The sequence below is a fragment of the Brevibacterium sp. 2SA genome, from assembly GCF_005502845.1.
GTDB lineage: Bacteria > Actinomycetota > Actinomycetes > Actinomycetales > Brevibacteriaceae > Brevibacterium.
In genome coordinates this window covers 1-16,516 of record NZ_SCMW01000067.1, presented here as the reverse complement: position 1 = coordinate 16,516, position 16,516 = coordinate 1, and the positions used below count along the sequence as shown (strand labels likewise).

Annotated in this window: 15 protein-coding genes; 9 read left to right on the top strand and 6 right to left on the bottom strand. The window is 67.9% G+C overall.

Annotation, left to right across the window (positions count from 1 at the left end):
* Window positions 1–539: thiamine pyrophosphate-binding protein (locus FFS20_RS16235; protein WP_249356910.1), on the top strand; the 539-nt coding region annotated here is incomplete at its 5' end.
* Between the two features lie 10 nt (window positions 540–549).
* Here the strand turns inward: FFS20_RS16235 and FFS20_RS16230 are convergent.
* Window positions 550–2,073, bottom strand: coding sequence for an HNH endonuclease signature motif containing protein (locus tag FFS20_RS16230; protein WP_137826847.1), 1,524 nt, complete (start codon window positions 2,071–2,073; stop codon window positions 550–552).
* Between the two features lie 64 nt (window positions 2,074–2,137).
* On the bottom strand, window positions 2,138–3,502 hold the full coding sequence (locus FFS20_RS16225) for an isochorismate synthase (protein WP_137826846.1): 1,365 nt from the start codon (window positions 3,500–3,502) through the stop codon (window positions 2,138–2,140).
* A gap of 137 nt (window positions 3,503–3,639) precedes the next feature.
* Here FFS20_RS16225 and FFS20_RS16220 point away from each other — a divergent pair, with 137 nt between their 5' ends.
* The 3 genes from FFS20_RS16220 to FFS20_RS16210 are packed head-to-tail and all read left to right on the top strand — an operon-like array spanning window position 3,640 to window position 6,685.
* A complete protein-coding gene (locus tag FFS20_RS16220; RefSeq protein ID WP_137826845.1) occupies window positions 3,640–4,332 on the top strand; it encodes a demethylmenaquinone methyltransferase in 693 nt (230 codons plus the stop codon).
* Window positions 4,329–5,630, top strand: coding sequence for a geranylgeranyl reductase family protein (locus tag FFS20_RS16215; protein WP_137826844.1), 1,302 nt, complete (start codon window positions 4,329–4,331; stop codon window positions 5,628–5,630). Before FFS20_RS16220 ends, FFS20_RS16215 begins: the two co-directional genes overlap by 4 nt.
* 44 nt (window positions 5,631–5,674) lie before the next feature.
* Window positions 5,675–6,685, top strand: coding sequence for a polyprenyl synthetase family protein (locus FFS20_RS16210; protein WP_137826843.1), 1,011 nt, complete (start codon window positions 5,675–5,677; stop codon window positions 6,683–6,685).
* On the opposite strand, the gene rarD is transcribed toward FFS20_RS16210, so the two are convergent.
* The gene (gene rarD, locus FFS20_RS16205) at window positions 6,686–7,609 is read right to left on the bottom strand and encodes an EamA family transporter RarD (protein ID WP_137826842.1); all 924 of its coding nucleotides are present in this window, start codon (window positions 7,607–7,609) and stop codon (window positions 6,686–6,688) included.
* A gap of 122 nt (window positions 7,610–7,731) precedes the next feature.
* On the bottom strand, window positions 7,732–8,355 hold the full coding sequence (locus FFS20_RS16200) for a TetR/AcrR family transcriptional regulator (RefSeq protein ID WP_179558224.1): 624 nt from the start codon (window positions 8,353–8,355) through the stop codon (window positions 7,732–7,734).
* A gap of 56 nt (window positions 8,356–8,411) precedes the next feature.
* Here FFS20_RS16200 and FFS20_RS16195 point away from each other — a divergent pair, with 56 nt between their 5' ends.
* The 4 genes from FFS20_RS16195 to FFS20_RS16180 all read left to right on the top strand — a co-directional run bounded on the left by FFS20_RS16195 (window position 8,412) and on the right by FFS20_RS16180 (window position 12,711).
* Complete coding sequence (locus tag FFS20_RS16195) at window positions 8,412–8,819, top strand: RidA family protein (RefSeq protein WP_137826841.1); 408 nt, start codon at window positions 8,412–8,414, stop codon at window positions 8,817–8,819.
* A 122-nt stretch (window positions 8,820–8,941) separates the two neighbouring features.
* Window positions 8,942–10,252 carry an ISL3 family transposase gene (locus FFS20_RS16190; protein WP_137826840.1) on the top strand — a complete coding sequence of 437 codons (1,311 nt, stop codon included), beginning with the start codon at window positions 8,942–8,944 and terminating at the stop codon, window positions 10,250–10,252.
* Window positions 10,253–10,357: 105 nt separating this feature from the next.
* Window positions 10,358–11,770 carry an FAD-dependent oxidoreductase gene (locus FFS20_RS16185; RefSeq protein WP_137826839.1) on the top strand — a complete coding sequence of 471 codons (1,413 nt, stop codon included), beginning with the start codon at window positions 10,358–10,360 and terminating at the stop codon, window positions 11,768–11,770.
* Window positions 11,771–11,781: 11 nt separating this feature from the next.
* Window positions 11,782–12,711 carry a RelA/SpoT domain-containing protein gene (locus FFS20_RS16180; protein WP_137826838.1) on the top strand — a complete coding sequence of 310 codons (930 nt, stop codon included), beginning with the start codon at window positions 11,782–11,784 and terminating at the stop codon, window positions 12,709–12,711.
* 1 nt (window position 12,712) lies between these two features.
* Here FFS20_RS16180 and FFS20_RS16175 read toward each other — a convergent pair whose 3' ends face one another.
* Window positions 12,713–13,507, bottom strand: coding sequence for an alpha/beta hydrolase (locus FFS20_RS16175; protein WP_137826837.1), 795 nt, complete (start codon window positions 13,505–13,507; stop codon window positions 12,713–12,715).
* Between the two features lie 36 nt (window positions 13,508–13,543).
* Here FFS20_RS16175 and FFS20_RS16170 point away from each other — a divergent pair, with 36 nt between their 5' ends.
* A complete protein-coding gene (locus FFS20_RS16170) occupies window positions 13,544–14,152 on the top strand; it encodes a TetR/AcrR family transcriptional regulator (protein WP_137826836.1) in 609 nt (202 codons plus the stop codon).
* Window positions 14,153–14,170: 18 nt separating this feature from the next.
* Here FFS20_RS16170 and metE read toward each other — a convergent pair whose 3' ends face one another.
* The gene (gene metE / locus FFS20_RS16165) at window positions 14,171–16,492 is read right to left on the bottom strand and encodes a 5-methyltetrahydropteroyltriglutamate--homocysteine S-methyltransferase (RefSeq protein WP_137826835.1); all 2,322 of its coding nucleotides are present in this window, start codon (window positions 16,490–16,492) and stop codon (window positions 14,171–14,173) included.
* Between the last annotated feature and the right edge of the window lie 24 nt (window positions 16,493–16,516).

The following is a 16,516-nucleotide window of genomic DNA, read 5'->3' as shown; positions in this document are numbered from 1 at the left end:
TCGCCGTACAGGACATCACCCTTTTCGTCGCGAGTTCGAACTCGGTGCGCTACCTCAGCGGTGCCACCGATTTCCGCGCCCGCATCCACGCATCGCGGGGCTTGGCGGGCATCGACGGGCTCGTGTCCACGGCCACCGGGCTCTCCCTCGGACTCGATGAGCAGGTCGTCCTCCTCATCGGCGATATCGCGCTGCTCCACGACGTCGGCGGTCTGCTCACCCCGGCGCATGAGCAGACCGGCGACGTCGTCATCGTCGTGCTCAACGACGACGGCGGTGCGATCTTCTCAGGACTCGAGCACTCGCAGGACCACGTCATCGACCACCTCGAACGCTATTTCACCGTGCCCCATGGCAGACGCTTCGCCGACCTCGCCGCAGCGTACGGGTGGGAGCATGCGCAGGTGTCCACGCTCGAGGACTTCTCCGCCGTCTTCGCCGACACCCAGGCCGGCTCGCCGTCTGCGGGCGGACATGGTGCCGGCCGGAGGATCATCGAAGTCGATCTCACCTCACCGCCGACCGATCACGACGCCTGACGCGCACTCCTCACCCCGTGTCCCGCAAGATCAACTCGCGATAGACCGACTCGACGGTGCTCGGCGACTCGACGGTGCTGACCGACTCGACGGTGCTCGGCGACTCGACGGTGCTCGGTGCCTTGGCGTCGACACTGTCCGGCCTGATGGGAACAACTTCGACGGTCGGGACCTCACCTCCCGGCCGCTTCGGTGGGCCGTCTCGGTTGCTCGGCGTGCTCCGGCCGTGGGCGCGCAACTTCGTCACGAGAGGCGGAGTGTCCGCCCGATAGCGCTCCCCGGTCGGGGTGGTGACGGTGAGCGTGCCCGGAGTGGCCTCGTGCTTCCAGCCGGCCTTCTCCTTCGCGTAATTGCAGGCCGCACACAGTCCGGATGCGTTCTCCCACTCCGTGGGGCCGCCGTCGGCCACCGACTGCGCATGGTCGACGTGCTTGATCGGAGCGTCGCATCCCGGGGACCGGCACACGTCGTCGCGGAAGATCACCATCTTCCGCAGCTGACCGGTGAACTTCCGCGACTTCGAGTCCATGCCGACCAGCTGCCCGGTCGTGGGGGATGTGAAGACTCGCCGGAGGAAAGTCTGCGCGTCGGACGCCGCGAGGAACTCCCGCGCCGTCTTCGCCGGCAGGGGACCATAGCCCGGCAGCCAGGCGGGCACCCGCCCGTCGGAGAAGAGGCTTTCGGCCTCCATGACCACGGCGACCTCGACCGGCACGTCGCCGGCTGCGCCCTGCCCGGTCAGCCGTTCGACGAACAGGTCGGCCATGAGCTGCTTCTCATCGCGCCCCTCGGCCTCGCCATCTGCGATTCGACTCAGGGCGGACTGGCGGAGGTGGTCGACGACGGCGATGCCTTCGATCATGGGCAGCACGGCACTGACGCGGGCCATGCCGTCCTCGAGGTCGGCGAAGGACACGTGCCGGTCCGCCACGGCGACGTTGGAGCTCTCCCATTCGTAGGCGGGATCGTCGTCGACGCGGGCCTCATACGCGAGTGCCCGCACCTCACGGCTCAGGCGTCTGTTTCCGGTGTGGGTGAGGCGGTCCTTGAGCTCGTCATCGATGCGGACCCGCTGCTCGTGGGTGAGTCCGGCGGTGCGCTCGGCGACGGTACGGGCACGACTCTGCGGAATGTCCCCGCGGGCCAGGGCGGCGAAGGTGTGCGGGAGATCGTCGACGAGAGCATGGGCGGTCGAGAGGAATCTCCGTCCGGAGGCCGGTGCCGTGTTATTCGCATAGGCGACTTCGTGCCCGGCATACGTGCCGCGTTTGCTGGCCGGCACCTCATTCACGGTGTCCTCGGCTCCCCGATGGGCGTGCAGCGCGACGGCCTCGCTGGCTTGGACGGCGGCGATCGTCGCGGTGAGACGCTCGAGAAGACGGATGCGGTCCTGAGCCTCGCAGGCATTGGCCGAGGAGGCCAGATCGAGGAGCATCGAAGTGAAATCACGGACGACACCGGCGAACTTCGGCGCGGCGAAGGAGAGGTCGGATTCACCGTCCCCCGGAACAGCTGTGTCATCCTTCGCGTCCATACGACAACGCTACTGACCGGTCCTGACACGACATCAGAACCGACACGAGATCAGAACCGACCCCCTACTCCAACCCGAGCGCCCTCCGCATCGGGGCGAACTTCGCCTCCGTCTCGGCCACCTCGGTGGCGGGATCGGAATCGGGCATGATCCCGGCCCCGGCGAAGAGACGGATCCGGTTGCGGTCCTCGAGCTGTCCGCAGCGCAGCGCGATGCCGAACTGCCCGTTGCCGCGATCGTCCATCCAGCCCACCGGACCGGAGTAGCGGCCGCGGTCGAGCGGTTCGAGTTCGTCGACGCGCGCGACGGCGCTGGCCTGCGGGTATCCGCCGACGGCGGCGGTCGGGTGGACGGCGGCGGCGACGTCGAGGGCGTTGAGCCCGGAGTCCGCCGGCAGCTGCCCGGTGGCATCGGAGGCGGAGTGGATGACGTTGGCCAGGGGCAGCAGGTGGGGACGCTCGTCGACGGAGACCTCGTCGGCGACGGATCCCAGGCTGCGCTGCAGGGAGGCGATCGCGAAGGCGTGCTCGGTGCTGTCCTTGTGCGCGCTGAGCACCTGGCGGGCCGCGGCCATCTCCGTCGTCGGGTCGTTCTCGACCCGGTACGTGCCGGCGAGCACCCGGGAGGTCACGCGGCCGTGGTCGACGCCGATGAGCAGCTCCGGGGTCGCGCCGATGAGTCCGGCGACGTCGAACGTCCAGCAGCTCGGGTAGCTGCGGTTGAGCGCACCGAGCACGGAGCGCACATCGATCTCCTCGTCGGTGGTGACGACCTCGTCGCGGGCGAGGACGACCTTGCGCAGGGTCGGGTCATCGGAGTCGGCATCGACTTCGGCGGCCCCGTCGACGGGGGTGAGCATGGCCGAGACGGTGGCGACGAGACGTGCCCACGTGTCCTCGTCGAGGTGGCCGGGGGAGGCCTGCGCCGAGGTGACCGGTCGCAGCGGCTGTTCGCGCAGGACCGGGGGTGTCGGGGTCGCGTCCTCGGTCGCGATCGTCGTCATCCACACGCGACCGCCTCGGCGCCCGATGACGAATTCGGGGATGTGGATGAGGGAGTCGACGGCGGAGTCCTGCGAGTACGTCACCGTCGCGAAGCACATCAGCCCCGACCCGAGGAGGTCGACCTCGTCCTCGATCACCGCGGCCGCGGTGATCGTCTTCCACGCGTCCGAGAGCTGCCGGAACCGGTCGCGCCCGCGCGCCCGGATGCGCAGGGTTCGACCGAAGCCGATGAGTCCGGAGGTGTCCCTGACCCAGCAGGAGAACGCCGAGGTGGGCAGCAGTGCCAGCGTCTGCTCGACGGTCGTGGGCAGGTCGGATCCGAAGGGGAAGCCGGGGCCGGGGTCGACGTCGTCGACGAAGCGGGAGCGGACCTGCAGACGCGGGGTCGCGGTGGCGATGTCGGAGGCGGAGAGCGTCGTAGTCATGGCATGGCCACTGTATCCGAGCCCGCTCGCCGATCGCGGCACAGGGTCGGGCCCGGGTGCGCGGCTCGGCGCCGGGTGTGTGCAGGTGCACAGCGACTGATTCGCCCGCGGGCACCTCGTGTTGAGAGAATGAGGCCATGAACCGTGCCCAGCTGGACAAGCAGCCCGCTGACGTCGCCTCGATGTTCGACGACGTCGCCTCCCGTTACGACATCACCAACGACGTCCTCTCGCTCGGGCAGGCACGTGCGTGGCGGCGCAGCGTCTCCTACGCCGTGGCCGCAGGGCCGGGGGAGCGGGTCCTCGATCTCGCCGCCGGCACCGGCACCTCGTCGATGTCATTCACCCATCACGGCGCCGAGGTGGTCGCCGGTGACATCTCCGAGGGCATGCTCGCCGAGGGCCGCCGCCGGCACCCGAAGATCGACTTCGTCTATGCCGATGCCCTCGATCTGCCGTTCGAGGACGAGAGCTTCGACGTCGTGACGATCTCCTTCGGCATCCGCAACGTCCATGACGTCGATCGGGCGCTGGCCGAGATGCTGCGCGTGCTCCGGCCAGGCGGCCGGCTCATCGTCTGCGAATTCTCCACTCCGACGTTCTCGCCGTTCGCCCGCGTCTACAAGGAGTACCTCATGCGGGCGCTGCCGCCCGTGGCCACCGCGGTGTCGTCGAACCCTGAGGCGTACGTCTACCTCGCCGAGTCGATCCGCGCGTGGCCCGACCAGGACGAGTTCGCCATTCAGATCTTACGAGCCGGATTCGACCAGGTGAAGTACCGCAACCTCTCCGGCGGCATCGTCGCCGTCCACCACGCGCTCAAGCCGTGAACGAGTTCGACGCCGACGTCATCGTCGTCGGGGCGGGACCTGCGGGGTCGGCCCTCGGCACGTATCTCGCCCAGGCCGGGCACGATGTCGTCATCCTCGAGAAGTCGGGGTTCCCGCGGGACAAGATCTGCGGTGACGCGCTCACCCCGCGGGCGGTCAAGGAGGTCGGCTTCCTCGGCCTCGAGACTCCGGAGGACGAGGGCTGGCACCGCAACCGGGGGCTGCGCCTCATCGGCGGAGGTCACCGGCTCGAGATCGCCTGGCCCGATATCGACGGGACTCCTAACTACGGGCTGACCCGCCCGCGGATGAGCATGGACGAGGCCTTCGCCCGGCATGCCCAGCGCTCGGGGGCCCGCCTGTTCGAGCAGGTCAAGGCCCTGAGCCCGGACATCGGCGAGGACGGATGGATCCGCGGGGTCCATGCCGCCGGAACCGATCATCGCGGTCGGCGGGTCGGACCCGACGCCCATTTCCGGGCGCCGATCGTCGTCGCCGCCGACGGCGTCTCCTCCCGCCTGGCCGTGGCGATGGGCCTGGAGAAGCGCGACGACCGGCCGATGGGAGTGGCGGTGCGCGCCTATCATTCCTCGCCCCGGCACGCCGATGACTTCATCGAGAGCTGGGTCGAGATGCGGTCGACGAACGCCGAGGGCCAGTCCGAGGTGCTGCCCGGCTATGGGTGGCTCTTCCCGATGGGCGACGGCACGATCAACATCGGCGCCGGTCTCCTCGACACCTCACCGCGGTTCGGCTCCGTCGACCTGCGGGCGGTGATCGGGCGGTGGATCGCCGACATGGGCGGCGAATGGGGGATCGACGAGACGACGGCGCTCGGGCCGATCAAGTCCGCGGCCCTGCCGATGGCGTTCAACCGCACCCCGCACTTCCATAAGGGTCTCCTCCTCATCGGCGACGCCGGGGGGATGGTCAATCCGTTCAACGGGGAGGGCATCGACTACGCCCTCGAATCCGCCCGCACCGCCGCCGAGGTGATCTCGACCTATGCCCGCTACCCGGAGCGGATCATGCGCAGCAAGCTCACCGAGTACCCGGCGCTCATCGGGGATTCCCTGGGCGGTTACTTCACGTTGGGCAGGGTATTCGCTGCGATCATCGGCCATCCGGCACTGATGCACTTCGGAATCAAGTACGGTATGGGTGTTGACGTTGTGATGGAGTTCGTCGTCAGACTGCTGGCGAACCTCTACCGCGACCCCACGATGACCGAGGCCGATCTCATCGACCGGGTGATTGCCACTCTCACCCGGATCGTCCCGGCCACGAGCAACGCGTGAGCCCTGCAAGGTACCCTGCGATAACTATGACGAATGACGAGGACATGAGCCACCTAGCCTCTCCGGTGACTTTCATCGGTGCCGATGCCCAGCTCGCGGCCGACATCGCCGCACAGCTCGACATCGTCGAGCGGCGTCTCTACGCGGTCACCGACCAGACGCGGAAGCTTCCCGACACCGCGTCGAAGCATCTGCTCGCCGCCGGCGGCAAACGTGCCCGCCCGAACCTCGTCCTCCTCACCGCCCGCCTCGGGCAGCCGCAGTGCGACGAGGTCATCGAGGCCGCCGTGGCCGTCGAGCTCATCCACCTCGCCTCCCTCTACCACGACGATGTCATGGACGACGCTCCCGTGCGCCGGGGTGCGCCGGCCGCCCACGAGGTGTGGGGCAATTCCGTGGCGATCCTCACCGGCGACCTCCTCTTCTCGAAGGCCTCGCTCGTCACGGCGGGTCTCGGACCGGAGGCCGTGAAGATCGAGTCGGAGACCTTCGAGCGCCTTGTCCTCGGGCAGCTCGCCGAGTTCGCCGGTCCCACCGAGGACGAGGATCCGATCGCGCACTACATCGACGTCCTCGCGGACAAGACGGGGTCGCTCATCGCCGCCTCGGCGCAGTTCGGCGTGATGTTCTCCGGTGCCGATCCGGCGCTGGTCGAACCGGTGCGGATCTTCGGGGAGAAGGTCGGCATCGCCTTCCAGCTCGCCGATGACATCATCGACCTCACGACGACCGGTTCCCAGTCGGGGAAGACGCCGGGCACCGACCTGCGCGAACGTGTCCCCACCCTGCCCGTGCTCTACGTGCGTGCCGCAGCGGAGAAGGGCGACGCCGAGGCGGTGCGCATCGTCGGTCTCCTCGACGCCGATCTCAGCTCGGATGAGGCGCTCGAGACCGCCCGTGCCGCGCTCGCCGCCCATCCGGTGACGGATGAGGCCCGCGCCGAGGCGGTGCGCTGGTCGCAGGCGGCCAAGGAGGCGCTGGCCCCGCTGCCGGAGGGCATCGTCAAGGACTCCCTCTTCGAGTTCGCCGACTCCGTGGTCTCCCGCTCGCGCTGATCACCCCGTCGTCGGGGGCCGGCGGCTCTGCCGGATCATGTCCGTGCACAGGAGGATGACGGCGATCCAGATGATGAGGAAGCCGATCCACCGGGTCACCGACATCGACTCGCCGAGGATGGTGATGCCGATGATGAACTGCAGCGTCGGTGCGATGTACTGGAGCATGCCGATCCACGACAGGGGGATCCGTCTGGCGGCGGCACCGAAGAGGATGAGCGGAATCGCCGTCGCCGGTCCCGTCGCGAGGACGATGACGACGTGGAGGGCGCCGAAGCCGGTGAACGTCTGCGTGCCGGCCGCGGCGAGGAAGCCGAGGTAGGCGAGGCTGGGAATGGCGAGGATCGCCGTCTCGACCGTCATCCCCTCGAGCGCGCCGATCCTGCCTCCCACCTTGTTCTTCACGAGCCCGTAGAACCCGAACGACAGGGCCACGGAGAACGCCAGGTAGGGCACGCGGCCGAGCCCGAGGCCGACGATGATGACGGCGACGAGCCCGAAACCGACGGCCGCCCACTGCAGGTGCCGCAGCCGTTCCCCGAGGAAGACGACGCCGAGGCCGATCGAGATGAGCGGATTGAGGTAGTAGCCCAGGGAGATCTCGACGAGGTGACCGGTGTCGATGCCGTAGATGAACGTCGTCCAGTTGATCGCGATGAGCACCGCGGCCAGCGCGAGCAGCCAGAACGTCCTGCCCGAGCGCATGATCGCCCACGTCCGGGCGAAGCCGCGGGCGAAGACGAGGAGGATCGCGCAGATGATGAGCGCCCAGATCACCCGGTTGGCGACGAGTTCGAGCGCGCTCGTCGGAGCCGCGGCGGCGAAGAGCAGCGGGAGCAGACCCCAGAGCAGGTACGCCGACGAGCCGTAGATGAGTCCGAGGCGCCGGAAGGCGCTGTCGTCAGGAGCGGCAGGAGTGTTCACAACGAAAGTGGCTCTTCGCGAACGAGAGTGTAGCTGTTGCCCGGAACATCCCTCGTAGCGTCGAGCTTCCAAGGGGGTGTCAGTGCTGTGCGAGGGAGAAGACCGAGACGTTCCTTGCCGTGTCACTTCGCGTCGACGACAGCTTCCCACCCTTGAGTCACAGAGTGAGCCGCGAGCTTTGGGTCATCACCTGCCGCGGAATACAGGCGCACCAGGCCTGAACGCACAACCGGTTCGACCTCGTCGAAGCTCATCACTCGCGCCACGAACAACATGCAGGCTCCATGGCCGAACATCCATAACTCTCGAGCTAGGGTCAGCGCGTCCGTCTCCGCCGTGAACCTCCGCGCCTCGACGCATCGGCGCACCACATCGACTACATGCATCAGCGTGGCGTCAGCTGCCCGATCGTCGGGTAGTGGCAACGAACCATCGAACATCAACGCATAGAGTTCGGGACTGTTTTCGGCCGCCACCGCATACGCCGCACCGGCCGCCGCGAGGTCGGCAACCGGATCTGAGGTATCTGCTAACCGGGCAAGGCTTGCTGACAGCCGGCTGAAGCCCTCTTGTCTGACAGCACCCAGCAGGCCTGGCATGCCATTGAAGTAGGTGTAGACAGACATCGTCGAGAGGCCCGTCCCCTTGACGAGCTTGCGCAAAGTGATCTCCTCACGGCGCGTCAGCATCCCCGCGGCGCGTTCGATGAGCAGATCACGGATCTCAGGTCGGGAGGGGCGAGCCACTTGACCAGTCTATAGCGCTGCTATTAAATAGCAGTGTTACCAAAAGAGGAGTCTCGATGCCGGTCCAACTGCTCAACCCAGACACGCTGTCGCAGCCCGAGGTCTACGCGCAGCTCTCCATTGCTGAAGGATCCAGGCTCGTCTTCATCTCCGGCCAGGTGGCGCACGATGCTCATGGTCAGCTGATCGGCGATGGTGACCTATCCGCGCAGGCCGAGCAGGTCTACGTCAACCTGAATGCTGCTGTCACCGCTGCCGGGGGCCAGTTCGACGATATCGCCAAGTTGACGATCTACATCGTTGACTACGAACCCAGCAAGATGGCCAAGCTCGGGGAAGGCGCTGTCCGAGCAGCGGAGCGCTTGGGGCTCGATCTCGTCCGCCCCATCACACTGCTGGGTGTGGCTGCACTCGGAGAACCAGACCTTCTCATCGAGATCGAAGCCATCGCCGTCTTGCCGTAGCGCTTTTCAGGATCTGCTCGATTGAAATCCCGGCGGGCTGGACTCGTCTGTCTACCAGAGAGATACCGAAGTCCTACGGGAAACGTTGGTTCTTCAAGTTCATCGCCCCGAGAGCCCTTCACATGCCCTGCACTACGTTCGGGAAGCCGGATCTGACCACTTTCTGTCGTCTAGATGAGCTGGGGCTCGTAGCCGTGGGCCAGCGGCTTGAGCTGAATCGGGCGACGATCGAATGCCGTGTCGCGGAGGCAGATCCGTGGTGCCGAAAGTGTGGTGCGGAAGGAAAGGCGCGAGACACAGTCATTCGGCGTCTCGCGCATGAACCGTTCGGGCATCGGCCCACTGTTTTGATGGTGCGAGTGCGTCGGTACCGTTGCGATCACTGTCGGTCTACATGGCGGCAGGACACCACTGCGGCGGCACGCCCGCGTGCCAAGATCTCCCGCACCGGCTTGACGTGGGCGCTCCAGGGCGTCGTTCTTGACCACCTCACCGTCACCCGAGTCGCCGCTGGTCTCGGGGTTTCCTGGAGCGCCGCGAACGCTGCGGTCCTCGCGGAGGGGCGCCAGCGATTGATAGATGACTCGGGCCGGTTCGACGGTGTCCGCGTGATCGGCGTCGATGAGCACGTTTGGCGCCACACCCGCCGCGGTGACAAGTACGTGACCGTCATCATTGACCTCACCCCGGTGCGCTACAAGACGGGCCCATCCAGGCTGCTGGACATGATCGAGGGGCGCTCGAAGGCGGTGTTCAAGCGATGGCTCGCGGATCAGCCGAGGGCATGGCGGGACGGCATCGAGGTCGTCGCGATGGACGGGTTCACCGGGTTCAAGGCCGCCGCCACCGAAGAGCTACCGAAGGCGACGGCCGTGATGGATCCGTTCCATGTCGTCCGCCTTGCCGGCGACGCCCTCGACGTTTGCCGCAGGCGTGTCCAACAGCACCTCCACGGACGAAGAGGACGGAAGAATGACCCGCTCTACAAGGCTCGCCGCACCCTCCACACCGGCGCGGGCCTACTCACCGATCGACAACGGGACCGCCTGAACGTGCTGTTCGCCGTCGAGGACCACGTCGAGGTCGAGGCGACCTGGGGCATCTACCAGCGCATGATCGCCGCCTACCGCGAGCCCGACAGGAAGATTGGGAAGATGGCGATGCAGGCCGTGATCGACTCCCTCGCCAGCGGGGTTCCGCCCCCACTCATCGAGTTAGGCAAGCTCGGCCGCACCCTCAAGCATCGCGCCGCGGACGTCCTCGCGTTCTTCGACCGGCCCGGCACTTCCAACGGGCCGACGGAGGCCATCAACGGCCGCCTGGAGCATCTCCGCGGCTCGGCCCTGGGCTTTCGCAACCTGACCAACTACATCGCCCGGAGCCTGCTCGAAGCCGGTGGGTTCAGACCCCTTGTACACCCTCAAACGCGATGAGCCACGAAAGTCTAGGGCGGAACACGTGCGAGGTTCGTCACGTGAGTGTTAGGAGAACCTATATAGGCGATAGAATCGTATCCGAATGTCTAGAGAGGTGTGAGAATGACTCGTCCGTTCCGTGTGGCCATTGTGGGTGCCGGTCCTGCCGGAATCTATGCGGCTGATCTGCTGACGAAGGCTGAGCGTGATTTCGACGTCAGCATTGATCTCTTCGAGCGTCTGCCGACGCCGTTCGGGCTGGTCCGGTACGGGGTGGCGCCGGATCACCCGCGGATCAAGGGCATCATCAACGCCCTGATCAAGGTCCTCGACAGGGGAGACATCCGGATGTTCTCCAACGTCGAGTACGGAGTCGACATCGCGCTTGACGAGCTCACCGATCGCTACGACGCCGTGATCTTCTCCACCGGTTGCTTCGTCGATGCCCCGCTCGACCTCCCCGGCGTCGACCTCCCCGGTTCCTACGGTGCGGCGGACTTCGTCAACTGGTACGACGCCCACCCCGATGTGAGCCAGGACTGGCCGCTCGAGGCCGAGCAGGTCGCGGTGATCGGCAATGGCAACGTCGCACTCGACGTCGCTCGCGTGCTGGCGAAGCAGGCCGACGACATGCATGTCACGGAGATCCCGGACCACGTGTACGAGGGTCTGAAGTCCTCGAAGGTCACGGACGTCCATGTCTTCGGGCGCAGGGGCCCGGCGCAGGCGAAGTTCACCCCGCTCGAGCTGCGTGAGCTGGGCCATGTCGCCGACGTCGATGTCATCGTCTACCCGGAGGACTTCGAGTTCGATGAGGGGTCGATGGCGGCGATCGAGTCATCGAATCAGGTCAAGCAGGTGGCGAAGACGCTGACCGATTTCACGATGCGCGAACCCACCGGGGCGAAGCGTCGGCTGCATCTGCACTTCCTTCACGCACCCGCGGAGATCCTCGGCGATGGGAAGGTCGAGGCTCTGCGCACGGAGCGTCAGGAGCTCGATGGGACGGGGAACGTCCGGGGCACGGGCGAGTTCGTCGACTGGCCGGTCCAGGCGGTCTACCGCGCCGTCGGCTATGCCGGCTCCGCACTGCCGCAGCTGCCGTTCGATCCGCGCCGCGGGGTGATCCCGAACCATGAGGGGCGCGTCGTCGACGCCGTGGATCAGAGCGAGGCGGCCGAGTCCGATGTCGTCGCCGGCGTCTACAGCACCGGGTGGATCAAGCGGGGCCCGGTCGGCCTGATCGGGCACACGAAGGGCGATGCCCTCGAGACGATCTCCCACATCCTCGCCGACCGCGCCGCCGGCGTGCTCGCCGAGCCGGTCGCTCCCGCCGAGGACTCGATCGTCGAACTGCTGCAGGCCAAGGGCGTCGAGTTCGTCGACTGGCAGGGCTACCACCGGCTCGATGCCGCCGAACGGGCCGCCGGAGCCGTCGAGGGCCGTGAACGGGTGAAGATCGCCACCCGCGAGGGCATGCTGGCCGCCGCCCGCGACCACGCTGCAACCGCCTCGGCGCCCGTCTCCGGTCACTGAGCCGACCCCGCGTGAACGCCGATTCCGACCTCCGACGACACGTCGATGCCGCCTACGCTGAGCGGCTCGACGTGTGGGAGGCGACGGCGACGCGGATCAAGGTCTGGCTCAAGGAGCAGCAGCGGGGCCTGCTCAAGGACAAGGACATCTCGCGACTCGACGTCGACGGTCACCGGATCAAGGATCCGGCGCGCACCCTCGCCAAGCTCGCAGAGAAGGTCGCTGCCGAACCGGACGTCACGGTCACCTCGGCGATCGATGTCGAAGACCAGATCAGGGACATCGTCGGGGTCAAGGTCCTCTGCAAGTCCCCGCGGGACCAGAAGATGATGTTCACCTCCCTCTGCGACCCCGCGCAGCTGGGAGCGTTCGAACTCATCGAAGAGAAGAACTACGTCGATCACCCGAAGGCCAGCGGCTACCGCGCGTGCCACGTCACCCTGCGCATCCCCTCCGACCACGGGGAACCGGTGTACGCGGAGGTCCAGGTGAAGACGCGGCTGCAGGATGCGTGGGGCGAGCTCACGCACGAGGACATGTACAAGCCGGGCGCGGCGATGAAGCCGAGCGAACTCCACGGCGAGTTCGCCCGCGCGATGGCGAACATGCTCGCAACCGTCGACGAGATGGCCGGCACCCTGGCCGTCGAGCTCTCGGCGCTGACGAATCCGGAGCCCGAGGCCGGTGTGCTCGCCGGCGCCGAGGAACGCCGTGCCGTCGACGTTCGGGTCCGGGCGACCGGCCCGAAGTACGCGCTCGCCGTGGACTCCGACGGCCGTCAGGGCCTCATCCCCGCGTTCGCGGTGCGCGAGCTCAGCGGGGAGAAGGGCACGATCAAGGTCAGCGACTTCGTCCGCGTCGACGATCGCCTTCATGTCAGCGTCGAAGAGGACTCGAAGGGCCTCTACTACATCCCCACCGAGCTGCCGCGCGGAGCGTAGCTCACCGCAGGGTGTCGACGAGGGCCGCGAGACCGCTGGGATCCTCGAGATGCGCCATGTGCCCCTGGCCGGGCACGGTGTGGGTGCGTGCCCGCGGGGTGAGGCTGAGGACGTCGGCGACGCTCGTCCCATAGGGGGCGGCGCCGAGGTCGTCCTCCCCGATGAGGACATCGATGCGGTGCGCTCGGGCCCCGAACTCGGCCGGCACCGAGGCGGTGGCGATCGCGCGCAGCTCCGGGTAGAGAGGGCGTGCGAGCTCCTCGAGCATCCGCCACGCGTGTTCGTTCGCGCGCAGGCCCGCGACATGGTCGGCGTCGAATCCCGAGACGTCGACGTTGATGATCTCGACGGCCGCGTCCCAGTCCGCGGCCTCATGGGCTGCCTCGAGCGCTGGCAGTGCGTGTTCTCCGAAGGGCGCCATGACGGGTTCGTAGGCGATGACGTGGTCGAGGCGGCGGTCGTTGGCCGCGTGCAGGCCGACGAGTCCGCCGAAGCTCCACGCGAAGAGCTGCCGGGCAGCGAAGGCATCGAGGACAGCGCCCAGGTCGGCCACCTCGGTGAGAAGTGAATGACCCTCCGGCAGCTCCGATGACGGGGCCCGACCGCGCCGATTGACGACGATGACGCGCGCCCAGGTGGTGAGCGCCGCGGCGAACCGGCGCCACGCCCGCGCATCGCTCATCACCCCCGGGAGAACGACGAGCGAGTCGGCCGGATCGCCCTCGGGATCGCCGTAGACGTCGACGGTGAGATGGCCGTCGGCAAGAGGAATCGCTTTCTGAATCATCTGCTCCATAAATCAATTATGGACCGACTGCTCTAGAATTCAAGGATGATGCGTGGACGGCCTCCGGCCTTCGAACGGGACCAGGCGCTGCTCGAGGCGGCGCGGCTGTTCTGGCGTCACGGGTATTCCGGCACGTCGACGAGGGCGCTCACCTCGGCGATCGGCATCTCGAGTTCGAGTCTCTACGCCGCCTTCGGGAGCAAGGCCGGTCTCTTCGCCGAGGCGGTCGAGGTCTACGCGAACCGCTATGCCGAGATCTACCGGCGAGCCGTTGCTTCGGATGCGATCGGCGAGGTCGTCGAGACGCTGCTGCGGGAGTCGATCATCGAGTTCACGCAGGATCCCGCGGACCATCCCGGGTGCATGGTGACGAGCGCGATCATCACGGACTCGGCGGACGCGAGCGACGCGGGAGAGATCATCAGCGCCATGCAGACGGAGAACGCGCGGCTGCTCCACGCCCGATTCACCCGGGCCGTCGAGGACGGCGATCTGCCGGCCGACGCGTCCCCGACAGCGCTCACCGACGCCGTGCAGGCCGTGTGGCTGGGACTCTCCGCCCAATCGAACCAGGGCATGAGCCGCGAGCGGCTGCTGCGCGCGGCCGATCTCGCCGCCCATGCCCTGTGGGGGACCCGCACCGCCGAAGCGTGAGCGCGACTCAGCCCGGGATCACCCGGGGGCCTGGCCTGCCCGGACGCCGGTCAGCACCGCATCCCGTGCCGCCACGAGGTTCGCCAAAGCCGGCTCCACCTCGGCGTACCCGCGGGTCTTCAGCCCGCAGTCGGGGTTGATCCACAGCCGCCTGGCGTCGACGGACTCGAGCGCGGTCTCGATGAGCTCGGTGAGCTCGACGACGCTCGGCACCCTGGGGGAGTGGATGTCGTAGATGCCCGGCCCGATGCCGCGGGCGAAGTCCGCCGCGGCGATGTCGGCGAGCACTTCCATGCGCGAGCGGGCGGCTTCGATGCTCGTGACGTCGGCGTCGAGGGCGTCGATCGCCTCGATGATCTCCCCGAACTCCGAATAGCACAGATGGGTGTGGATCTGCGTGGCCGGCGCCGCCTGAGCTGCGACGAGGCGGAACGAGCGGACCGACCAGTCGAGGTAGGACGCGCGATCGGCCCGGCGCAGGGGCAGGAGTTCACGCAGCGCCGGCTCGTCGACCTGGATGATGCCGATGCCCGCGGCTTCGAGGTCGGCGACCTCATCGGCCAGCGCCAGCCCGATCTGGTCCGCGGACTCCTGGAGGGTGACGTCCTCGCGGGCGAACGACCACGCGAGGATCGTCACCGGGCCGGTGAGCATGCCCTTGACCGGCTTCGTCGTCCGGGACGCCGCGTACGTCGACCAGGCGACGGTGATCGGCTCCGGGCGGGAGACGTCGCCGAAGAGGATCGGCGGCCGCGTGCAGCGGGACCCATAGGACTGGACCCAGCCGTTCTCCGTCGTCGCGAACCCGTCGAGGTGCTCGGCGAAGTACTGGACCATGTCGTTGCGCTCGGGTTCGCCGTGGACGATGACATCGAGTCCGAGGCGCTCCTGGAGGTCGACGGCACGGTCGATCTCCGCCCGCATTGCCGCTTCGTAGGCCTCGGCGTCGATCCGCCCCGCACGATGGTCGGCTCGGGCCCGTCGCACCTCGGCGGTCTGGGGGAACGAACCGATCGTCGTCGTCGGCAGCACCGGCACGGCGATGGCCTCCTGGGCGAGGGCCCGGTCGGCTGCCGCGCCGCGGCGACCGTCGTGGCCGGCCACCGCGGACACGCGCGCGGCCACGGCCGGGTTGTGGACCCGGGCGGATTCGCGGCGCGTGCGCAGCGCCCGGTCGGCCCGGGCGAACGCCGTCGGGCGGGCCTGCGGGCCGTCACGGAGGGCGGCGGCCAGTGCTTCGACCTCGGTGACCTTCTCCTCGGCGAAGGAGAGCCACCCGGCGACGTCGACGGGGAGATTCGGCTCGTCGGCGACCGTGTGGGGGACGTGGAGCAGGGACGTCGACGTCGAGACGCTCACCTCATCCCGACCCAGCCCGGTGAGGACGTCGAGGGTCGCGGTGAGGTCGTCGGCCCAGACGTTGCGACCGTCGATGACTCCGGCGACGAGGCGGACCGACGCGGGCACCTCGGCGGCGATCCGGTCGAGCCAGGTGGGATCGAGGCGGCGGGTGGCCGCGGAGATGTCGACCCCGAGGGCGGCGATCCCGGAGTGCGCGAGTGCCGGCAGACCCGCCTGGAGCGAACCGTACGGGGTGGTGACGAGAAGTTTCGTGTGCGTGAGTGCCGAGGTCAGCGTGCCGTAGACCCGGGCGGCCGCCTCGGCGAGTTCGTCATCGCTTGACTCGTGCGCATCGGCGACGAGGGCGGGTTCGTCGATCTGCACCCATTCGACGCCGGCCGCGGCGAGGACGCTGATGACATCGAGGTAGACGGCCGTGAGCTCGTCGAGGCGGTCCAGCGGCGCCGTCGTCGTGCCCGGTGCGGTCTTCGCGAGGGTGAGGAGCGTGACCGGGCCGACGAGGACGGGACGGACCCGGTGCCCGGCGGCGCGCGCCTCGGAGACGAGCGTAAGGAGGTGCTGCGGGTGGGCCTTGAACTGCGTCGAATCCTCGAGCTCGGGGACGAGGTAGTGGTAGTTCGTGTCGAACCACTTCGTCATCTCCAGGGGCGAGCGGTCGGCGGTGCCGCGGGCGAGGGCGAAGTATTCGCCGAGGTCGAAGTCTGTGCCCAGCGTCGCCGACGGGATGAGGCCGACGGTGAGCGCGGTGTCGAGGACGTGATCGTAGTGGCTGTAGGTTGCGGGGATCGCGTAGTCCTCGGTGAGGCCGAGTTCGGCCAGCCGGTGGTAGGTCTGGACGCGGTGGGCGCGCACGGACTGGGCGAATTCGTCGGCGTCGATACGGCCGGCCCAGAACCGTTCGAGCGCGGTCTTGAGTTCGCGCCGGCGGCCGATGCGGGGGTAGCCGGTGATCGTCGCGGTGGGAAAGGGGGTCGTCATGATGTCTCCTTCGCAGGGTGGGGT